Genomic DNA, 21,476 nt, shown 5'->3' with positions numbered 1-21,476 from the left:
CCCGCCGCGACGGCGGGTGGACGTTGGCGGGGCGGTCAGCGCATGCCGCGGACCGCCCGCAGCCGCTCCTGGGTGCGCCGCCGGTTCTCGTTGCTCGCCCCGAACGCGAGCAGCAGCAGCCCGACCGGGATCAGCACCAGCCACGGCCCGAAGCTGAACAGCGCCCGCAGCGCGGCGAGCGCGGTCACCACCGCGCCGATGATCACCGGCGCCTGCTGCTGCCGGTACGAGCCGAAGATCAGCGTCGCCACCCCGCCGAGCAGCAGCAGGACCTGGCGCAGCGCGCTGTCGTCACCGGCGAGCAGGATCACCAGGGTCGGCAGGAACGCCGCCACCAGCGCCGGCGCGTACGCGTACCAGCTGCTCAGGTCGGCGCGGTGTCGCAGTTCGAGGAGCCCGACCAGCAGCGCCAGCACCGCGAACGGCAGCGTGTACGCCTCCGGCAGGGCGACGTCGGCCAACGCCATCAACAGCCACCAGGCGACGATCTCGCAGCCGACCGCCGCCCAGAAGAGGGTGCGGCGTTCGGCGGTACTCCGGTAGGGCCGGGTCGCGGCCATCCCGAGCACGGCACCCCAGGCGGCCAGCAGCGCGGCGATGTGCCGCGGCGAGTCGTACGCCAGGGCGGCGGCGAGCAGCGCGGCCGCGTGACCGGTCCACTCCACCGTGGTCGCCTCGCGGGTCGCCTCCGGGTGCCGCAGCCGGGGCAGCGTCGACGAGGCCAGCACCAGGACCGCGCCGACACCGAGCACCCCGAACGCGGACCACTCGGGGGCGAACCCGAGGACCAGACCGAGGGTGAAGACGAAGGTCTGCGCCATCACCGAGGCGAAGAGCCAGCCGAGGATGCGGGCGTACTGGGTCCGGCCGCCGAGCGCGGCGACCGCGCCGACCCCGACCGCGGCGCCCAGGGTGAAGAGGGTCAGTTCCCGGGTGGCCAGGGCGCCGGCGAGTCCGGCACCACCCGCGGCGAGCCCGATGCCAAACACCAGCACCCGGGTGAGCCGCAGCGACCGGGCCAGTTCGGCGTCCGGCGGCGGCGGGGTCAGGGCGAGGCCGAGCATCGCGAGGGTGAAGACGGCGAGCGCGGCCAACGTGCTGTGCGGCCAGCCCATGCCGAGCGAGATCGGGGCGATCAGCAGGGTGATCGCCGCACCGGGCAGCACCACCGGGACGGCCCGGGACGGCCGTCCGCCGCTGAAGCCGGTGGCGGCGAGTCCGGCCGAGATGGTCAGCAGCAGCGCCGCCAGCACGTTGCCGTCGTTGCCGGCTCCGGCCTGCGGTCCGGCCAGCCCGGCCGGTGGTCCGCCCCAGATGTCCCGCAGGGTCTCGTACGGCTCGACCAACGCCGCCACCAGCGCCGGGGCGAGGGCCGCCACGGCCAGTGTGGTCGGCAGTACGGCGGCGACCATCGCGCCGACCGCCGGGCTGACCGACCACCGGCCGGTCGGGGTCGGCTCGGGCAGCCGGCGCAGTGCCCCGCCGAGCATCACCGACCAGCGCCGGGCCGGTTCGCGCAGCGGCGTCGGTGCCGGGGTGACCGCCCGGACCAGTTCGGCGAGGACCCCGAGCAGGACGGCGGCGGCGGCGTAGACGCCCCAGTGCAGCTGGGTGAGGAGCGCCGCGAGGGACGCCGAGGTGGCGCCGCCGACGATGCCGACCGTGGCGTACGGCAGGTACTGCGGGACCTGACGGCGGACCAGCGCCGCCACGGCGACCCCGAGGCTCGCCCCACCGAGGGCGGCCAGCACCACCACCTCGGCGGGTCGTTCGAGGGCGGCGCAGAACGAGGCCAGCGCCCCGGCGAGGGCGAGCAGCGCGCCGCCGCCGGCGAACCCGCCGATCTGGGCGGTCTGCGGCATCATGGTCAGCGGCCCGGTGTCGTCGGCCGGCCCGGCGAGGCCGCCGACCAGCCGGGCGAGGGCGGCGACGACCACCCCGATCAGCACGATCATGCCGAGCGCGGCCGCAGTCGTCCACGGCCGGACCAGGCTGGCACCCACGGCGTGCAGCGCGACCACGCCGGCGACGGTGGCCCGGGCCAGCCCGGCCCGGGGGTCGGCGGCGACGACGGCGCTGATCCCGTAGCTGGTGGCGACCGCTCCGCCGACGATGATCGGGGACCACCAGGGCAGGCCGAGCGCGGCCGGGGTGCCGATGGTGGCGAGTCCGACGCAGGCGGCGGCGACGTCGTACGCCCAGGGGCGGGGCAGCGCGATCGCGGCGGCCCCGGCGAGCAGCACCAGCGCGACCGGGGCCTGCCAGCCGGTGCCGGTGCCGTCCACCGGCCAGTCGGCGAGGCTGGCCGCCCAGAGCCGGCCGGGGGTGGCCAGCGCCTGCAGGCCACCGGCGAGCGCGGTCCAGCCGGCGATCAGCGCGATCACCCCGCCGCAGAACGCCATCCCGAGCACCGGGCCGCGCCGCCACTGCTCCGGCATGGCCCGGATACCGGCGGCCACCACCAGGACGACAAACGCGGCGGCGGCCAGTTCGGCGCCGTCACCGAGGATGCCGGCGATCCGGGCGAGGGTGCCGACCAGCGCCGCGGTCGCCGCGGCGGCGGCGATGTCGGCCCCGTCCAGCAGCCGGTCGGCCCGCCGGCCCGCGTCGATCGACGGGGCGAGGACCAGCAGCACCGCGCTGACCAGGAGCAGTCCGCCCACGGCGGCGTCGGCGAGGGTCGCGCCGGGGGCGCCGAAGGCCGCCGCGGTGACCGCGAGCGCGCCGAGCAGGGTGCCGACCGCCAGCGGCCGGCTGATCAGCCGCTGTGCCACCTGGGTGACCGTCGCGTAGCAGAGCACCGCACAGACGGCGAGGAAGCTGGCGGCGAGGACCGGTTCGGTGGCGTGCCGGACCGAGAGCGTGGTCGGGGTCGGGTCCACCGGCACCGTCGCCGCGACGAACGCGGCCACCGCACCGGGGAAGGCGAACGCGGCCCCGCCGGCGGCCCAGTCGCCGACCAGGCCGGCGGAGCGGCCCAGCGGCGCGGTCCGGATGGTGGGGGCGACGGCGACCAGCGTCCCGGCGACGCTGAGGGCGAACAGCACGGCGGCGGTGAGGCCGGGTCGGGTCACCGACATGGCGGCGCCGGCGAGCCCGACCAGGGCGGCGGCGCCGGCGTGCACGGCGGCGGACCGGCGGGTCTGCGCGGTCAGCCCGGCCACCCCGATGCCGATCGCGACCAGCACCGGCGGCCACGGGGCGGCGATCCAGTTCAGACCGTACGAGGCGGGCGCGGCGAGCGCGGTCAGCGCCGCCCCGACGACGGCGAACTCGCGCCGTACCTCGGCCGGGGAGGCGAGTACGGCGGCGATGGTGAGCAGGAGCGCGGTGGTGGCGAGCTGCCAGGTGGTGGCGCTGGCTCCGGCGGCCAGTTCGGCCGGGTACGCGGCGAGGTCGGCCGCCCAGACCGGCAGCGCGGCCCGGACCGGGGCGAGAGCGGCCCGCAGCGCCCCGCCGGCGACCACGATCCCGATCACCACCAGGGCGGCGGCCGAGGCGAGCTGCGGTCCGCGTCGGGCCGCCTCCGGCACCGCCCGTACTCCGACGCCGGTGGCCACGATGACGGCGGCGATCACGACGAGCGCCTGGCCGGGCAGGGCGACGGCGGCGATCCGGCCGGCGGCACCGATCACCGCCAGGGTCAGCACGGCCGCCCCGACCGCCGGGAGCGGCGGCCGACGTAGGGTCAGCGCACCGACCAGTACGGCCGCGGCGGCGAGCAGCAGCGCCGTCCCGGCCCGGGTCGCCGCCGGCACGGTGTCGGCGGTCAGCAGTGCGCTGGTGGCGAAGGTGAGCGCCACCGCGAGGGCCACGCCGTGCAGGGTCCAGGCGAGTTCCCGTACCCACGGGGTGGGCCGGCCGGCGCCCCGGCCGCCGGACGGCGTGGCGGCGGTCAGGTCCGGCCGAAGTACCGCGTCGGCCTCCTCCGGGACCGTCTCGGGCCGGCCCGGACCCCGCTGCGGTCCGATCCGTTCCCGGCCGGTCAGCCGCTCGGCTCCGCCGGCCGGCCGGCCGTCTCCATCCCCGTCGTCCAGGTCGGGGTCGCCGACCAGGTCGGGGTCGTCGTCCGCGTCAGGGTCGTCGACCAGGTCGGGGTCGTCGGCCGGGTCGGTGGCGGCGGACCGTCGGTCCCTCGGTGGCGGCAGGTTCGCCGGACGTCGGGCCGGCAGGTCCGCCGGGTCGAAGTCGCCGGTCGGGTGCAGCAGGTCGGTGGAGCGGCCGCCGCCGAACGGGAAGCGGGCGGTGCCGGTGAGCCGTCCGTCCTCGGTGAAGAGTTGGCTGAGATAGAGGTTGCCGAGGGCGACCGCGGTCAGCACCACCACCCAGCCGGTCGGGCCGGCGACCCAGTCGTACGCGGCCAGCGGCAGGATCGGCTGGACGGCGAGCACCGCCGCGTACCGGGGGGCGGCGAGGTCGGTGGCCCGGGCGTACGCGGCGGCGATGCCGGCGGTGAGCAGGAAGGTCAACCCGGCGAAGAGGGAACCGGGCAGGCCGCTGTCACCGAACCGGTCGACGGTCCAGAGGGCGTACCCGACCAGGGGGACCAGCAGCAGGCCGACGGCGGCGATGGTCTCGGCGGTGGCGGTGAGGCCACGTCGGGCGATCCTGGGCGGGGCGAGCAGCGTCAGCGCGGTCGCCAGCACCATGATCGCGACCCGGCTGAAGTCGTCGAGCGAGCTGATCGCCACGGCGGCGAAGACCACCGCGGCCACCCCGAGCACCAGAGCGCCGAGCCCGAGCAGGATGTTCTGGACCTCGCGGGTCGAGGCCTCGGGCCGGTTCCCGGGCCCCGGGTCCCAGGTCGGTTCCGCCCCGGGCGGCGGCGGTGGCGGTGGTGGCGGCACGGTCCGGTCGGTGCCGCTGGTCGGCTGCCGGGGCACCCGGGGTGGTGCGGTGCCGCCGGGGGCGGCGGTCGGTGGGCGGCGGTCGGCCCGCCGGCGCAACACCCGGCGCGGCTTGGCGTTCTGCTTGCGCCGCTGCTGGGCGGCATGGGTGAGGATGTCGCGCTGGAAGAGCGCCGCCTGCATCTGGGAGGCGATCGTCTTCTGCTCCTTGGCGATCGCCGACTCGCGGATCTTCATGTCCGCGATGGCGCGTTCGATCCGGGCCAGCTCCTCGGACCACTGTTCCTGTTCGGCACCACACTGTGGACATCGCGGTGCCGCTTCGAACTCCCGGCCACACGAGGAGCACAGGTACGTACTCACGGCACCCCCTCCAGCCCCGGCCGAGGCCGCGTCCCGGACCCTCCCCGAAGCATGCCCAAGCCGGGCCGGCGTTGAACAGCCCCCGTTCGCGTGTGAATCCGCCTGAGGAGATCCTAAGAGTCCGGCCGTGGACCACGCGGGGTCCACGGCCGGCAAGTCGGAGTCGAATTTATGTCCGTCGGCCTCCCGGGCGACCCGGGCGGCGTCGGATCGGCGGTCCTTACGGCCGGCCCATGCCCCGGTAGTCCCAGCCCGCCTGGGTCCACAGTGTCGAGTCGAGGCAGTTGCGCCCGTCCACCACCCGGCGGCCGGCGACCAGGTCACCGAGGACCACCGGGTCGGCGTTGCGGAAGTCGGCCCACTCGGTCAGTACGCAGACCAGGTCGGCACCGCGCGCCGCGTCGTTCATGCTCGGCTCGTACGACAGCTCGGGCCGCTCCCGTCGGGCGTTCTCCATGCCCTGCGGGTCGTACACGTGCACGTCGGCACCGGCCTTGGCCAGCGCGGCGGCGACGGCGAGCGAGGGGGCGTCCCGGACGTCGTCGGAGTTCGGCTTGAAGGTGGCGCCGAGGACGGCGATCCGGGTGCCGGAGAGGTCGGGGCCGGCCGGACCGTAGCGGCGGCCGAGCAGTTCGGCGGCGAGCTGCAGCACCCGGCTGCGGCGGCGCAGGTTGATCAGGTCGACCTCGTGCAGGAAGCGCAGCGCCTCGCCGGCGCCGAGTTCCTGGGCCCGGGCCTGGAACGCCCGGATGTCCTTGGGCAGGCAGCCGCCGCCGAAGCCGACGCCGGCCTGCAGGAACCGGTTGCCGATCCGGGGGTCGTAGCCGATCGCCCGGGCGAGCTGGGTGACGTCGCCACCGGCGACCTCGCAGACCTCGGCCATCGCGTTGATGAACGAGATCTTGGTGGCCAGGAAGGCGTTCGCGGCGACCTTGACCAGCTCGGCGGTGGCGAAGTCGGTGACCACCAGCGGGACCTCCCGGTCCTCGGTGGCGGCCAGGTCGAAGACGCCCTTGTGGGCGGCGTAGAGCATGCCGTTGGCCCACTCGCTCTTGACCCCGACCACGATCCGGTTGGGCCGGAGCACGTCCTCGACCGCGAAGCCCTCCTGCAGGAACTCGGGGCTCCAGGCGACCTCGACGCCGAGGTCGGCCTCGGCGTGCTTGCCGACCAGCTGCTCGATCCACTCGGCGGTGCCGACCGGCACGGTGGACTTGCCGACGATCAGCGCCTTGCGGGTGAGGTGCTGGGAGAGGCCGGTGACGGCCGCCTCGACGTACGACAGGTCGGCACCCATCCCGTCGGCCCGCTGCGGGGTGCCGACGCAGATGAAGTGCACGTCGCCGAACTCGGCGGTCTCGGCGATGTCGGTGCTGAACCGCAGCCGGCCGGCGGTCAGGTTGCGCTTGAGCAGCTCGTCCAGGCCGGGCTCGTGGAACGGGACCTCACCGCCGGCCAGCTTGGCGATCTTCTCGGCGTCGACGTCGAAGCCGATCACCTCGTAGCCGAGCTCGGCGAAACAGATCGCGTACGTCGCGCCCAGGTAACCGGTGCCGAGGAAGGTCAGTCGCGGGCGGGAGGCGCCGGAGGGCGGGGTCACCGCGGGGATCGCCGGCATGGGTTGAGTGCTCGGGTACGGAATCGTCACGCCTGTGTTCTCCGCTCGCGCTTGGCGGCGCTACGTTGCGTCGCGGTCGGGAGGTCGGCACCGCCAGGACAGCGCCGATGTCGGACATTGTGGGCCTTGTACACCTCGGTGTCGCGCCTGCGTGGCCGGCGAGTCGGCCGCCGACGCGGGCGACGACAAGCGCTGAGCCTACGCGGAGGCCGCTGCCCGGCGCACGTACGGTCGGCATCTTCACAGCCGGACGACCGGTCGGGTGGGGCGACCCCCGGCCGGCGGGCCGAGGGGGTCATCCGCCGGGCTACCGACGGGCGGCTGTCTGGTTGCTCCCTGACTGTCACGTCGAGTCCAGATCTGCCGGGGCGGGGACCGGCTGGTGGGTGCCGCGTGGTGACGGGGTGTCGAGTTGGTGGTGACTGCTTCCATCGCGTTTTGCCCGCTGGGCCGGTTTGTAACCAACCCCGGCGCGACTGCCCGCTTTGGGATCTTGACCGGATGAAATCGCTGCTCATAGGCTCCGAGCCACTTTCCCCCCAATCCCCCAGAAGGGACCTGAACTTCAGATGACAGTTCCGAAGTTCTCCCCGACGACCCCCACAGAACCCCCGAAGTCGGTCGTCGGCCGGAGGCTGGGCGGCGCCGCGGCCGCGCTGCTGGTCGCCCTGCCGCTGCTGCCGACCACTCCCGCCGCCGCCCGACCGGCCGACCCGACCCCGACCGCCGCCGCCACCGCCCGGCACGGCGGACCGGGGTGCGGCACCGACCCGACCACCCGACTCGCCGGCGTACCGAGCCCGGAGGCGTACCTCGGCTTCCCGCTCGGCGTCGGCCAGGAGCGGATGGTCACCGACGACGAGATCCGGTCCTACCTGCGGGCGGTCGACACCGCCTCGGACCGGGTGGTCACCGGCAACCTCGGCGACAGCGTGCTCGGCCAGTCGATGCCGTACGCGATCGTCTCGGACTCCCGGCACCTGCGCGGCGACAACCTGCGGAAGATCGCCGACGACATCCGGGACCTGCGCGACCCGCGGCGTACCTCGGCCCGGACGGCGGCCCGGACCGCCGCCGACAGCCCGGCGATCGTCTGGATCACCGGCAACGTGCACGGCGGCGAGAAGTCCGGCGCCGACGCCGCGCTGAAGACCCTCTACGAGCTGGCCGCCGGCCTCTCCTGCGAGGTACGCCAGCGCACCGACAACCTGGTCACGATCATCGTGCCGACCCAGAACCCGGACGGCCGGGACGCCAGCCGCCGACAGAACGAGTACGGCTTCGACCTCAACCGCGACTGGTTCGCCCGGACCCAGCCGGAGACCGACGCCAAGGTCGAACTGCTCCGGCGGTACCCGGCCCAGGTCTTCGTCGACGCCCACGAGATGGGCGGCGACGAGTACTTCTTCCCGCCGAACGCCGACCCGATCCACCACGAGACCCCGGGCGAGGCGGTCGACTGGATCAACCGGATCGGTGCCGCCAACGCCGCCGGTTTCGGCTACAACGGCGCCTGCACCGACACGGTGACCAGCGAGTGCTACTTCAACTACGACACCTACGACCTGTTCTTCATGGGGTACGGCGACACGGTGCCGACCACCGGCTTCGGCGCCGCCGGGATGACGTACGAGAAGGGCAGCTCGTCCGCGGTACCGGACCGGGTGCAGCAGCAGTTCCACACCCAGTGGGCCACCCTCGGCTGGGCCGCCGCGAACAAGCGGGAGGTCCTCACCGGCTACTACAACATCTGGCAGGACGCCCTCGCGCAGGGGCGGGCCGGCACCCTGGAGCCGAACGAGGTCGTCCAGCCGACCAACGAGGTCCAGTTCCCGGTCCCGGACGTCACCGTCCGGTCGTACTTCCTGCTGCCGGACCGGCAGCTCGGCGACGTACGACGGCTGGTCGAACGGCTTCGCGGGATGGACGTCGAGGTGTACGAGCTGACCAAGCCGGTCAAGGTACCGAACGCGAAGATCTTCGGCGGGCGGTCGGCGAAGAACCTGACCGTGCCGGCGGGGGCGTACTGGATCCCGATGGAGCAGCCGCAGAAACACTGGATCCAGGCGGTCATGGGCGAGGACCCGTACGTGCCGTTCCCGTACTTCTACGACGTCTCGTCCTGGAGCAACCCGCTGCTGATGGGCGTCAACACCGTCTACACCGGTGACAAGCTCGCCCCGAAGGCGCACCGGGTCCGGGACATCGAGGGCGGCCGCGCCTCCGCCGCACCACGACACGGCTCGTACGCGTACCCGCTGGACTCGGCCGCGGCGGCCGAACTGACCTTCGCGCTGCTCGACCAGGGCGTCGAACTGCGCCGCGACCAGCGGACCGGCGTCGTCACCCTGCCCACGACGGCGCTGACCGGCGCCCGGGACCGGCTCGCCGAATCCCTCGGCGTCACCCTGACCGCCGGCCGGTCCCGCCCCACCGGCACGGTACTGCGTCGGCCCGACGTCGGCCTCTTCGCCGGCACCGGCATCTCCACCACCTCCGGCTCGCACGGCGAGGCCCGGTACGTCCTCGGCGAGCGCTGGGGACTCGACCTCACGCCGGTCAGCACCGCCGACATCAACGACAACACCCCGGCCTTCACCGGCCGCGACGTCCTGCTGGTGCCGGACGGCAGCAATCCCACCGGTGGGCTCACCGCCACCGGCCAGGCGAACCTGCGAGCCTGGGTGGCGGCCGGCGGCACCTACCTCGGGCTGCGTAACCAGGGCACCCGGATGGCCCGGGCGGCCGGCCTCACCTCCACCGTCGAGGTGCCGAAGCCGACCGGCTACCAGGTGATCGGCTCGCACCTGCGGGTCGACGTCGACCGCCGCAGCCCGGTCGGGCTCGGACGGCCGGCCGAGGACTTCGAGTTCAACAACGGCGACTCGATCCTCAGCCCGTCCAGCACCGGGACGAACGTGTTGACGTACCCGGCCGACCAGCGGTTCTGGCTCAACGGCTACACCGTGCACGCGGACGTGCTCAGGGGCACGGCCGCGCTGGTCGACGAGCCGACCGGAGCAGGACGGGCGGTGCTGTTCGCCTTCAACCCGCTGTTCCGGGCGTACAACGAGTCCGGCCTGCACCTGGTGGCCAATGCCCTGCTCGCCCCGACGGGCGCCACGGTCGCGTCGCCGGACGCCCGCTCGACGGCGCCGACGGTCGACCCGGCCCGGGCCGCCGCCGCGGCGGCGCCCACCCCGGAGAACCTGGGCGGGGAATGGCGCCCGATCACCATCCAGGTGTCGAGCACCGAACTGAACCGGACCCGGTCCGTTGTCGCCCGGTACACCGGTGACGTCCGGGTCGCCGAGGTCGACGGTTCCGCCTACCTCACCATCCCCAACCCCGACGGCCTCACCGCCGACGAACACCCGTTCCTGCGCGACCTCGTCCGCGACCTGCGCGGCGCGGCGATCCCGCTCCGCTCCCTCACCGCCTGAGTGGACGGAAGGGTCCCTTCCCTGGGTAGGAAGGGACCCTTCCGGACAACCCGGCGCCGGGGTCAGATGGTGAATCCGCCGTCGACGTTGACCGTCGCCCCGGTGACGTAACGCCCGTCCGGGCTGGCGAGGAAGGCCACCACGGCCGCGACGTCGGCCGGGTCCGCGAAGTGTCCCAGCGCGGTGAAGCCGTTGATGGTCTCCGCGTTCGGGCCGTCGGCCGGGTTCAACTCGGTGTCGGTCGCGCCGGGGTTCACCAGGTTGACCGTGATCGCCCGGCCGCCCAGTTCCCGGCCGAGTGCCTTGGTCAGGCCGATCATCGCGGTCTTGCTCGTCGCGTACAGCGAGAAGCCCGGGAAGACCGCCCGCTCGGCCATGTTGCTGCCGATGTTGACGATCCGCCCGCCGGCCGACATGTGCCGGACCGCGGCCTGCGCGGCGACGAACGGCGCCCGGACGTTGACCGCCATGGTCTGCTCGAAATCGGCCAGGCCGAGCTGCTCCAACGGCCCGAGCAGGAATGCCCCGGCGTTGTTGACCAGGATGTCCAGCCGACCCCACTCGTCGGCAACCCGGTCGACCGCGGCCACCACCGCCGCCGGGTCGGCACTGTCGGCCTGGATCGCCAGCGCCCGCCGTCCCATGGCCCTGACCTGCTCCACGACGTCGTCGGCGCGGTGTTTGTCGTGCTGGAAGGTGAACGCCACGTCGGCGCCCTCCCGGGCCAGCCGGAGCACCACGGCGGCGCCGATACCGCGCCCCCCACCGGTGACCACGGCCACCCTGCCGTCAAGCTGGTTCTTCGTCATCTCGTGGTTCAGGACTTCGTTGTTCATGATGAAGAGCCTGGTCGACGGCGACCCGTACGTCTGGCGGCGATCGGACGTCGCGTCGACCGCCCGGCTGGGCGCCCGGTATCGCGATCGCCTCCGGGCCGTCGGCGTTGGCGGAGGCGGCGCCGCGGGGCAGCCTCGTCGGCGACCGGGCCTGGCTGGGCGCTGCGGGGGCGGATCGGCGCCGACGGCCCGGAGGTGCTGCTCCACGACCGGCACGGGCTCTGGGAGATTGGTGACCGGAGCCGGATCCGGCTGCTCTACGGCAGCGACGTGCCGGGACACCGGGTGGCGCTCGTGCTGGTCCCGCTCCGGTTCGGCCTGCTCACCCGGTGGAGCTACGTCTGGTACGCCGGCCCGGCCGGCGCCGACGCCGGGCAGATGCGCTACGCCGGGCACAGTGCGGGTGGAGACAGTCTGGTCGAGATGTTCATGCGGGTCGACGAGAACGGCGGAGCCGGGGTCGCGGTGGTGGTCGCGCCGACCGGGGCGACGGTGGACATCGGTGGCGAACCCCGCTACACGCCGGCCGGAACAGTGGAGTTCGCCCAGCTCGCCACCCCGGACGGCAGCGGGGTCGGTGTGTGTGGTGTCGGGGGGTACCGGCATGATGCACGTCACTGGCGGCCCTCGGCCTCCGGCCAACAGTGAGGAGCCATCGTGTCCGCTGCGGTTCCGGTCTCCGTCGTCTCCGACGGACGCGCCGATTTCGATTTCATCTTCGGCAGGTGGTCGGTGCACAACCGCAAGCTCGTCGACGGTACCGATCCGGACTGCGACGAGTGGGTGGAGTTCGGCGCGGTCTCGCAGGTCGAGCCGGTGCTCGGCGGGCTTGGTCACGTCGACCGGATGTCCGCCGAGGCCCCGCCGGGCGGCGAACCGTTCGAGGGTTTCACGCTCCGGCAGTTCGATCCCGAGGCGCGGGTGTGGCGGATCTGGTGGGCGTCGAGCCGGCGTCCGGGTCATCTCGACGCTCCGATGGAGGGCTCCTGGAGCGACGGGCTCGGCCAGTTCTTCTGCGACGAGATCCTGAACGGTCGTGCGGTGAAGGTCCGCTTCCAGTGGGTCAGCAACAGCCCGACCAGTGCGCGTTGGGAGCAGGCGTTCTCCTACGACGGTGGCGCCACCTGGCGGACCAATTGGATCATGGACTTCTCCCGGCTGGAGTAGTCGCGGCCAGGGGCGCCGGGCGGGCGTCGCGCGGACGGAGTCGGGTGCCCGGGGGTGCCAAAGCGTGGTTACCCACGAGTATCCTCGGGGAGCCGGCCGGGCAGCCGCCGGCGACGAGCGACGGGGAGGGCCGCGATGAGCAGTGCCGGGTCGGAGTTCGACGCGTACCAGGTGCCCGAGGAGCACCAGGCGATCCGGGAGGCGGTCCGCGAGGTCTGCGACGCGAAGGTCGCCCCGAACGCCGCAGTGGCGGACGAGACCGGCGAGTTCCCGAAGCAGTCGTACGAGGCACTGCGCGCCGCCGACTTCCACGCCCCGCACATCCCCGAGCAGTACGGCGGAGCCGGCGCCGACGCGCTCGCCACCGCCATCGTGATCGAGGAGGTGGCCCGGGCCTGCGCCGCGTCCAGCCTGATCCCGGCGGTGAACAAGCTCGGCACCATGCCGCTGCTGCTCGCCGCCTCCGAGGAGTTGAAGCGCCGCTACCTACCGCCGGTGGCCAGCGGTGAGGCGATGTTCTCGTACTGCCTCTCCGAGCCGGAGGCGGGCAGCGACGCGGCCTCGATGACCACCCGGGCCGTCGCGGACGGCGACCACTACGTGCTGAACGGCGTCAAGCGCTGGATCACCAACGCCGGGGTCTCCGAGTTCTACACCGTCTTCGCGGTGACCGACCCGACCGCCCGCAGCCGGGGCATCTCCGCCTTCGTGGTGGAGAAGTCCGACCCGGGGGTCAGCTTCGGGGCACCGGAGAAGAAGCTCGGGATCAAGGGATCGCCGACCCGCGAGGTCTACCTCGACGACGTACGGATTCCGGCGGACCGGATGATCGGCGCGCCGGGCACCGGCTTCGCGACCGCGATGCGGACCCTGGACCACACCCGGGTCACCATCGCCGCCCAGGCGGTCGGGATCGCGCAGGGCGCGCTCGACTACGCCATGGGGTACGTCAAGGAGCGCAAGCAGTTCGGCACGCCGGTCGCCGACTTCCAGGGTGTGCAGTTCATGCTCGCCGACATGGGCATGAAGCTGGAGGCGGCCCGGCAGTTGACGTACGCGGCGGCCGGGAAGTCGGAGCGCGGCGACGCCGACCTGACCTACTTCGGGGCGGCGGCGAAGTGTTTCGCCTCGGACGCCGCGATGGCGATCACCACCGACGCGGTCCAACTCCTCGGCGGGTACGGCTACACCCGCGACTACCCGGTCGAGCGGATGATGAGGGACGCCAAGATCACTCAGATCTACGAGGGCACCAACCAGGTGCAGCGGATCGTCATGGCCCGGCAGCTCCTCAAGGGCGTCAGCTGAACTGTCTTCCCAGGCAATACCGATTCCCTGAACGGCGCAGGTCGGCTTATTGCCCCATCGTTGCCTGCAGGTGCCGGCCGCGGAAGTCTCGTGGCGGCATGCCGTACGCGGAGCGGAACGTACGGCTGAAGACCGCCGCATCGGGGTAGCCCCATCGACTGGCGATCTCGTGGATCGGCGTGCTCAGCATGGCGGGGTCGGCGAGGTCCCGGCGGGCCCGTTCCAGGCGCTGCTGGCGGATCCACGCGGCGACGGTCGCCTCCTCCGTTTCGAACAGCCGGTGCAGGTAGCTGACGGAGATGTGGTGTGCGGCGGCGATGCTGCCCGCGGTCAGGTCCGGGTTATGGAGATGTTGCTGGATGAACGCCCGGATCCGCAGCATCAGGGTCCGGCGGTGGGTGTCGGGGGGAAGTATGCGTTCGGCGTCGAGCGTGTGGGCGAACAGCGCCGACACCAGGTCGACCAGGACCGCGCCCAGGCGAGGTCCGTCGGCGGGTCGGTAAATGTCGGCCTCGGCGCCCAGCCGGATGGCGAGTCCCATCACCAGCGCCCCGAGCCCGTGCTGGCCCGGCAACCGCCGGGCCAGGAGCTTTTCCACCTCGCGCTCGGGCAGCGGTAGCAGCGACTTGGGGATCCTGAGCCCGATCGCCTCGATGGGTCCAGCGCCGCCGCCGAACAGGTGACAGTCGAAGGGCCGGGACATGTCGGCGACGTACAGGTCGTGTTGGCGGTGTATGGCATGCTCGCCGGCCTGATCGATGCCGATCGCCCCGTCCAGGATGAGCGAGAGATGGTACATCTCGGGAGCGGACTGCCGGGCCAGCTTCGGGGTGCGGTGGCACCGCATCGGCTGTATGGTCGTCGGCCACACCTGGGTGGCGCCAAGGCGCAGAATGCGCGCACGTGCCTGGAAGTCAGCTGCGTGATCGCTGGTCATCCGCATTGGTGCTGCCAGGTTGGTCATCTGTTCACACCAGACCCCGAACCGCTCGGCCCTGGGAACATCCTCGGTCCGGAACATGGTGATCTCGACCATCATCAGCCCCCGTCGCTGGTCCCCGCCCTGTCGTTCCTGCCTATCACGCATTGACGATCATCATCAATATATTGCGACTCGACCGGCCTGACGCATTTCCGACTCACTCGGGCCTCGAGTGGTCCACGGCGCCGGGGTCGGCGTAGACATATTGTCAGACATCTGTGCGTCCCCGGTGCCAACGACTCCTCTCGCGAACTCCGGAACTCTGGGCAGGGAAGGAAATGAACCGCGCGGACGTCTGTTCCCGCGATCGACCAGAGGAGATCACCTCATGCAAGTAGCCCGCAGAGTGTCGGGCGCCCTCGCCATGTCACTGGTGACGGGTGCGATGTACACCGTCGCGTCGGCGGTGCCGGCCGCCGCCGATGTTTCGGCGTCCCCACGACAGGGTGGTGGCGTCGGGCCCGCCGCAGTCGAGATGACGTTCACGGTGAGCACCGGCGGCCCGGCGACGAACATCCGCAGTTGTGCCCAGCTGAGTTGCGGCGTCGTCACGACGATCTCGAACGGCACGTTCGTCACCGTCGACTGTCAGAGGCGCGGCGAGACCGTCACCGGCAACCTCGGCACCAGCGCCGTCTGGGACCGGATCGTCGCCTTCAACGGCCCGATCGGCTTCGCCTCGGACACCAACATTCGGACCGGGTACGACGGGTTCCACCCCGGCCTGCCCCGTTGCTAGCCCCCAGACGACAGAGGAGAAAGCACCATGCCTCGATCCACCCTCCGCCGCCGCCTCGTCGGGTTGCTCGGCGTCCTGGCCGCAGCCAGCCTCGCCCTGCCGCTGACCGCCACTGCCACGTACGCCAGTGACGGCGGATCGACCGGCCGGGCTGCGGCCGTCACGGCACCTGCGGAGCGAGCCGCCGCCGGGCCGTCGGCCGGTACGCCCGACGACGGCGACCAGGTCGCCGCCCTGGTCTTCCAGGTCAACACCGGCGGCCCTGCCATGAACCTCCGCAGTTGCCCCCGGCTGAGCTGCTCGTCGGATCTGCAGGTCCCGAATGGGGGCTACGTCACCGTCGACTGCCAGACCCTCGGCGACACCGTCACCGGTTACTACGGCACGAGCGCCATCTGGGACCGGGTGCTCTCCGGAATGACGTACTTCTTCGCCTCGGACACCAACATCCGGACGGGGTACGACGGGTTCCACCCCGGCCTGCCCCGCTGCTGACAGAACGGAGACCAACCATGCTGGCAACGTCACGTCCGCTCGCACGGACCGATGCCCCCCGGCCGGTACGGCGCTCCCAGCCACGTGCCGTACTCGGTGCGGGCCTGATTCTCCTACTGGTCGCGCTCGGCGTTGTCGCGGCTCCCGGCCCGGCCAGCGCGCACGCCAAGCTGAGCCCCGGAGGCAGCTGCCCGGGTTCGGAGCTGAGTCCGCACCGGGACTTCTTCAACGGCCAGGTGTCGGTCTTCGTCTACTATTCCAGCGCCAACGGGGGGACGAACTGCGCCTGGGCCCAGAAGAACGTCGGTCGGGGCACCGCCCAGTACCTCAATGTGGGGATCGGGGTCTGCCCAACCGGCAACCCCGGCTTCCCGTGCGAGCCGGTCGACTTCGATGACGACCGGAACGCCTGGGAGTACTACGCCGGACCGGTTCGGGTGGACAACACGGCCGGGCGGTGCATCATGATCTGGGCCGAGTACCTCGACCAGGAACGGACCATCGGTCCGGTGCACTGCGGTTGAACCCTCCCGGGGCGGCCGACGAGGGACGGTCGGCTACGGTCCACACCAGCCCGGTCGGGGGACATGACCTCGCCCCCGACCGGGCTCGGCGGACGACCCCGAGATCGACGGATGCGGTGCCTCGGGCGGCCGCGCCGTTGCATTATCGGATCGGTGGACGTATCGAACCAGTATGGGGTCCGCAGTTAGTTGGTACTCCAACGTCACTTGATCTTTCGGTTGGTTCGCTGACCGAGTCTGCGTTGGTGGTGCGCGCTGATCGGCGGCCGGCACGACTCGCGTACCGTCTGGGCGGACCTGCGGCGGTCTGCGGACTGGGGAGGACGGTGCGGGTATGGGCAGCGCGGTCACGGCCCGGCCTGGTCGGCACGGGTGGGGCGGGAAAGCACGTTCCCGCGCCGCCACGGGGCACCTGCGCTCCGGGGCCGTCCTGCTGTTACTCGCCACCGTCCCGCTGATCGGGGCGACGTCCGTACCCACGCCGGTGCTCGCCGCGTCGACCCCGGCTCCCACCCCGCGGCAGACCGGTCCGGCGGTCAGCCCAGGCGTGCCCCGGTACTACGTGGTCGGGGCGCCCCGGGACGGTGTGCGCGAGCACCTGTACCAGATCGCGGTGCGGACCCTCGGCGACGGCAACCGGTTCCGGGAGATTTTTGAACTCAACCGGGACCGCCACCAGCCGGACGGCGGTCGACTCGACGATCCGTTGTCGGCGTTGCGTCCGGGCTGGATCCTGCAGCTGCCCCCGGACGCGGCCGGCCCGGACGTCCGGATCGGTCCGCTTCCGTCGCAGTCCCCGACGCCGCCGGAGCGGTCCGCCGACGGCGGGGGAGCCGGATCGTCCGGCGGCGGTGCGACCCCGTACCTGATCGGTGCCGCCGGTCTGCTGGTGATGTCGTTGTTGATCGCGTGGGCGCTGCGGCTGCTCCGCCGCGGTCGTCGGTCACGGAACGGGGCCGAGCCGGTGGCGGCCGAGTCCCCGGACGTCGAGCCGGTGACGGCCCACTCTCCGGACGTCGGGCCGGTGGCGGTGCCGGCCGCGGCCGGGCATGGGGCCGCCGGGCCGGCTGCCGTCGTACCGGCGCCGCGTGGGCCCGCCCCTGAGGGTGGTCCGGCATCGACCGCGCGGCCGGCGGTGGACACGTCGTCGGGGCGGGTGCTGGTCGACCTCCAGCCGTTGGCCGGTGACCTGCCGAACCGGCTCAACGTCCGTCTGCTCGGGGTGAACTCCGAGGGCGCCGGGGCCCCGTACGCCTGGCTCGGGAACGAACCGCTCCCGGCGGCGACGATGCCGGTCGTGCTCGGGCGGCAGGACGGGTGGCGGTTCTTCGTCGACCTCGGCGCCGCGCCGGACGTCTTCACCGTCAGCGGTACGCCGTCGGCCGCCCGCCGGGTCGCCCTGGCCCTCGCCGAGCAGCTCCACGTGGCCGGCGTGGCGGTGACGGTCGTCGGGGACGCGCTCGGTGCCGAGGTCCCGGCCGGCTACCGGCGGCTGGCGACGTTCCCACTCGACGATCACGACATCGCGTCCCTGGCCGAGCCGGGCGTCCTGATCAGCGGCGGACTCCGGGGTGCCGAGCTGGCCGCCGCCCGGGGACTGGCCACCCGGACCCGGCACCGGGTGGTGCCGCTGCTGGTCGGCGAGGTACTGCGGGGCCGCTGGTCGGTGCGGGTGACCGGATAGCCTCCGGTACTCCAGGCGTCACAGTCCGCCGTGACTCCGGGCTACGTAGTCCGCGATGCCACTTTTCCGCATCCGAATTGAACCGGACGGCGGTCGGCACCGTCGTCGGGACGAGGGTTCCGGTTGGGCTGACCGCGAGGCGGAGCGTGGGCGTGTCGGGAAAGCGGAGGTGGGCATCCGTGTGGTCGAGGCTGCGGGTCCTTGGCAGTCTGCTCGGCTGCGTGGCCCTGGTGGCCGTACTGACCCAGATGGCCGGCCCGGGGCAGCCGGTGGCCGCGGTCGCGCCGGAGCTGGCCCCGGTGGCCGCGCCGGCCGCGCTGTCGCCGGCACCGACCCCGCCGACCGGCGACGGCGACTACGTCAAGTACTACACCGTCCCGGTGCCGCCCCAGGATGCTCCAGAGAGCCTGACCTCGATCGCCGGGCGGCTGCTCGGCGCGCCGGGGCGGGCGGAGGAGATCTACCGGCTCAACGTCGGACGGCGACAGCCGGACGGCGGGGCGCTGACCGACTCGAAGCAGGTCCGGGCCGGCTGGTCGTTGGTGCTGCCCTGGGACGCGTACGGGGACGGGGTGCGGATGGGACTGCTGCCCACCGAACCTCCGGCGTCGCCCACCGAACCTCCCGTGTCGCCCACCGTCCCGCCGCCCTCGGCCGGGGCGCCCCCGGTGCCGCCCCACCGGCCGGCGACCACGCCGCCCACCACTCCTGCCAGCTCTGCGAGCCCTGGCGGTCCGGCAGGCCCGACACCTACCACCCCGGCCAGCCCGACACCTACCACCCCGGCCAGCCCGGGCACACCCACGACCCCGGCGAGCCCCGGTCGGGACGGCTCCTCCACGTCGCCCGGCACGTGCACGAACTCGGTACCGTCCCGCCCGGACTCCGGCTGGGCCCGGGACCGGATGGCGGCGGACCAGGCCTGGGGTCGTACCCAGGGTGAGGGCGTGCTGGTCGCGGTGGTCGACTCCGGAGTGGACGCCAGCGTGCCGGAGCTGAGCGGCCGGGTCGCGCTGGGCGCGGACATCCCGACCGGACGCGGCCGGGGCGACGTCGACTGCCTGGGCTCGGGGACCGCGATGGCGAGCATCCTCGGTGCCCGTCCGACCGGATCCGACGCGGCCCGGCGCGACCAGGTGGTCGGGATGGCGCCCGGCGCCACCATTCTGCCGCTGCGGGTGGTGGCGGAGGCGCCGCAGGCCAAGCCGGCCGACTCCGCCACCGCGATCGAGGTCGCGGTCACCGCCGGCGCCCGGGTAGTCGCGCTCGGTGGTTTCGTGGACCTCGCGGACAACGCCGTGCAGGACGCGATCCGCTCCGCGGTCGCGCACGACGTCGTGGTGGTGGCGGGCGCACCGACCGTCGCCGGCGGCCCGCCGCCTCCGACGTCGGCAGCACCGGACGGCTCGCCCACCCCGGCGCCGGCAGCCCTGGACGGCCTGCTGCGGGTCGCCGGCGTCGGCCCGGACGGGCAACCGGCGGCGAACTACCGACCGTCCGGTGTGGACGTCACCGCACCCGGCATCGACGTGGCCACCCTCGGCGCCGGAAGGTCCGGGGTACGGGCCAGCAGCGGCTCCCAGTACGCGGTCGCGTACGTCGCCGGGGCGGTGACCCTGGTCCGCTCCGCCTTCCCGAACCTGAACGCGGCGCAGGTGGCGCACCGGATCAAGGTGACCGCGGACCGCGCCGGTCAGGACGGCCCGGATCCGGCCGTCGGCTGGGGAATGGTCAATCCGAATGCCGCGGTGACCCTGGCGCTCGCCGAGGAGGCGCCACCCCGACCCGCCGAGACCGACGGCTTCGGCCCGGTGCGGATTCTCACCATCTCCCTGCTGGTGGTGGTGGGACTGGCCGCCGCCGCGGTACTGACCCGACGGGCACCCGCCCCGGCGGAGGCCGCCGCCGCCCGCCTGCTCGTGATCGGTGGCAGGAGGCGGCGTACCGGCGGGGCGGGAACCGGACCGGACGGCGGCGACACCGGTACCGCCGGCCCGTCGATCCCGGACGACGACGGGCGGAACCCGGCCGGTACGGACTCCGGCGCCGACAGTGGCAGCGGGACGGCGGTCGACGGCGTACCCGGGACCCCGAAGTCCGCCGGCACCAGCCCGGACGGCGGCACCGAACCCGGGCCGGACAGCGGCACCGGGCCCGGGCAGAGTACGGGGGAGCCGGGAACAGACCCGGCCGGGCCCGCCGCCCGCGCGTGACCGTGCAGGTCCGACGTGCGGCCCGGCTGACCGTCGCGGCGCTGCTGCTCGTCGGCGGTACCGGCGTGCTGCCGTCGCCGCCCGCCCGGGCCGGTGCCGGAACACCAGGTGCGGTGAACCGGATCGCGGTGGCCCGGTACGCCGTGGCGGAACCGCCCGGGCTGCCCCAGGTCACCAACGGCACCTGCGTGGGCGAGTCGCCGACCGTGGCCCAGCACACCCCGTGGGCGCTGGGTCGGACGGCGCCGACGGACGTCTGGCCGTTGAGCAGCGGCGAGGGCGTACTCGTGGCGGTGGTCGACACGGGGGTCAGCGCCGCCGCCTCCGGGCTGACCGGGGCCGTCCGGCGTGGCACCGACGTGGTGCGTGGGGGCCGGGCCGACCAGGACTGCATCGGTCGAGGTACCGCGTTGGCCGGCATCGTCGCGGCGCGGCCGGTCACCGGAAGCGTGTTCGTCGGGGTCGCACCCGGCGCGACCGTACTGCCGATCCGGATCGTGGACGGCAGAGGAGAGGTGGCGACCGGGGCGATCGCCGCCGGGATCCGGGCGGCGACGGCGGCCGGAGTGGACGTGATCCTGCTCGGCGTCGGCACCCCCGAGCCGGACGCGGAGCTGCGTGCGGCGGTACGGGCGGCCGTCGCCCGGGACATCGTGCTGGTCGCCAGCGTCTCCGACGTGAAGCCGTCGACAACCGGGCAACCGCCACCACCGTGGTATCCGGCCGCCGACCGGAACGTCCTCGCGGTCGGCGGCATCAACTCGAAGGGCGTACCCACCGAGAAGTCGCCGGCCGAGGCTGGCGTGGACCTGCTCGCACCGGCGGAGGGCGCGGTCAGCGTCGCGCCCCGGGGCACCGGCCACTTCGCGGTCGGCGGGCCGGCGGTCGCGGCGGCGTACGTCGCCGGAGCCGCCGCACTGGTCCGCGCCTACCATCCCCGGCTCTCCGAGGCGGAGGTGCGACGTCGACTGGAGTTGACCGCCGAGCACCCGCTCGGCGAGTGGCCGGCACCGGGGGTCGGCTACGGCACGCTCGACCTGTACGGCGCGATGACCGTGCTCGACCTCGCGGACACCCCCCGGTCGGTGGAGCAGGCGGCGTTCGTCCCGATCCCGGCCAGGGCACCGGCCGACCCGGCGAAGACGGTCGCCGGGTGGGTCGCGGCCGGCATCGTCGGCGCGGCCGGCGTCGGTTACCTGTCGATGCTGACCGTCCGGTCGGGCCGGCGCCGCCGCTGGCGCCCCTGAATCCGACCGG

14 protein-coding genes are annotated in these 21,476 nt (G+C 73.4%); 10 read left to right on the top strand and 4 right to left on the bottom strand.

Annotated features, from left to right (window positions below):
• Window positions 1-35: 35 nt before the first annotated feature.
• Window positions 36-5,210, bottom strand: coding sequence for a zinc ribbon domain-containing protein (locus ABGB21_RS08890; RefSeq protein WP_347677289.1), 5,175 nt, complete (start codon window positions 5,208-5,210; stop codon window positions 36-38).
• A 220-nt stretch (window positions 5,211-5,430) separates the two neighbouring features.
• Window positions 5,431-6,858 (bottom strand): UDP-glucose/GDP-mannose dehydrogenase family protein, encoded by a 1,428-nt coding sequence (locus tag ABGB21_RS08885; protein ID WP_347651209.1) that lies wholly within the window; start codon window positions 6,856-6,858, stop codon window positions 5,431-5,433.
• Between the two features lie 539 nt (window positions 6,859-7,397).
• Here ABGB21_RS08885 and ABGB21_RS08880 point away from each other — a divergent pair.
• Window positions 7,398-10,271, top strand: a complete 2,874-nt coding sequence (locus ABGB21_RS08880; RefSeq protein ID WP_347677287.1) for a M14 family zinc carboxypeptidase — start codon at window positions 7,398-7,400, stop codon at window positions 10,269-10,271.
• A gap of 62 nt (window positions 10,272-10,333) precedes the next feature.
• On the opposite strand, the gene ABGB21_RS08875 is transcribed toward ABGB21_RS08880, so the two are convergent.
• Window positions 10,334-11,107, bottom strand: a complete 774-nt coding sequence (locus ABGB21_RS08875) for an SDR family oxidoreductase (RefSeq protein WP_347651207.1) — start codon at window positions 11,105-11,107, stop codon at window positions 10,334-10,336.
• 195 nt (window positions 11,108-11,302) lie between these two features.
• On the opposite strand from ABGB21_RS08875, the gene ABGB21_RS08870 reads away from it, so the two are divergent.
• The 3 genes from ABGB21_RS08870 (at window position 11,303) to ABGB21_RS08860 (ending at window position 13,582) form a co-directional block, all read left to right on the top strand.
• The gene (locus ABGB21_RS08870) at window positions 11,303-11,755 is read left to right on the top strand and encodes a hypothetical protein (protein WP_347651206.1); all 453 of its coding nucleotides are present in this window, start codon (window positions 11,303-11,305) and stop codon (window positions 11,753-11,755) included.
• A gap of 9 nt (window positions 11,756-11,764) precedes the next feature.
• Window positions 11,765-12,274: a hypothetical protein gene (locus ABGB21_RS08865; RefSeq protein ID WP_347651205.1), complete on the top strand. Its 510-nt coding sequence runs from the start codon at window positions 11,765-11,767 to the stop codon at window positions 12,272-12,274.
• 135 nt (window positions 12,275-12,409) lie between these two features.
• Window positions 12,410-13,582 carry an acyl-CoA dehydrogenase family protein gene (locus ABGB21_RS08860; protein WP_347677285.1) on the top strand — a complete coding sequence of 391 codons (1,173 nt, stop codon included), beginning with the start codon at window positions 12,410-12,412 and terminating at the stop codon, window positions 13,580-13,582.
• A gap of 46 nt (window positions 13,583-13,628) precedes the next feature.
• On the opposite strand, the gene ABGB21_RS08855 is transcribed toward ABGB21_RS08860, so the two are convergent.
• Window positions 13,629-14,621, bottom strand: coding sequence for a helix-turn-helix domain-containing protein (locus ABGB21_RS08855; protein ID WP_347651203.1), 993 nt, complete (start codon window positions 14,619-14,621; stop codon window positions 13,629-13,631).
• 271 nt (window positions 14,622-14,892) lie between these two features.
• Between ABGB21_RS08855 and ABGB21_RS08850 the strand changes: the two genes are divergently transcribed.
• The 6 genes from ABGB21_RS08850 to ABGB21_RS08825 all read left to right on the top strand — a co-directional run bounded on the left by ABGB21_RS08850 (window position 14,893) and on the right by ABGB21_RS08825 (window position 21,466).
• Complete coding sequence (locus ABGB21_RS08850; protein WP_347651202.1) at window positions 14,893-15,303, top strand: hypothetical protein; 411 nt, start codon at window positions 14,893-14,895, stop codon at window positions 15,301-15,303.
• A gap of 27 nt (window positions 15,304-15,330) precedes the next feature.
• The gene (locus ABGB21_RS08845) at window positions 15,331-15,798 is read left to right on the top strand and encodes a hypothetical protein (protein WP_347651201.1); all 468 of its coding nucleotides are present in this window, start codon (window positions 15,331-15,333) and stop codon (window positions 15,796-15,798) included.
• A gap of 17 nt (window positions 15,799-15,815) precedes the next feature.
• Window positions 15,816-16,322 carry a hypothetical protein gene (locus ABGB21_RS08840; protein WP_347651200.1) on the top strand — a complete coding sequence of 169 codons (507 nt, stop codon included), beginning with the start codon at window positions 15,816-15,818 and terminating at the stop codon, window positions 16,320-16,322.
• Window positions 16,323-16,656: 334 nt separating this feature from the next.
• Window positions 16,657-18,006 carry a hypothetical protein gene (locus tag ABGB21_RS08835; protein ID WP_347677283.1) on the top strand — a complete coding sequence of 450 codons (1,350 nt, stop codon included), beginning with the start codon at window positions 16,657-16,659 and terminating at the stop codon, window positions 18,004-18,006.
• 179 nt (window positions 18,007-18,185) lie between these two features.
• Window positions 18,186-20,219, top strand: a complete 2,034-nt coding sequence (locus ABGB21_RS08830) for a S8 family serine peptidase (RefSeq protein ID WP_347677281.1) — start codon at window positions 18,186-18,188, stop codon at window positions 20,217-20,219.
• Complete coding sequence (locus tag ABGB21_RS08825; protein WP_347677279.1) at window positions 20,216-21,466, top strand: S8 family serine peptidase; 1,251 nt, start codon at window positions 20,216-20,218, stop codon at window positions 21,464-21,466. The genes ABGB21_RS08830 and ABGB21_RS08825 overlap by 4 nt, the downstream gene beginning before the upstream one ends.
• The last annotated feature ends 10 nt before the right edge of the window (window positions 21,467-21,476 follow it).

Source organism: Plantactinospora sp. B24E8, from assembly GCF_039871735.1.
Taxonomy (GTDB): Bacteria; Actinomycetota; Actinomycetes; order Mycobacteriales; family Micromonosporaceae; genus Plantactinospora.
The sequence above is the reverse complement of the archived record's forward strand: the minus strand, read 5'-3'. Positions and strand labels throughout refer to the sequence as shown.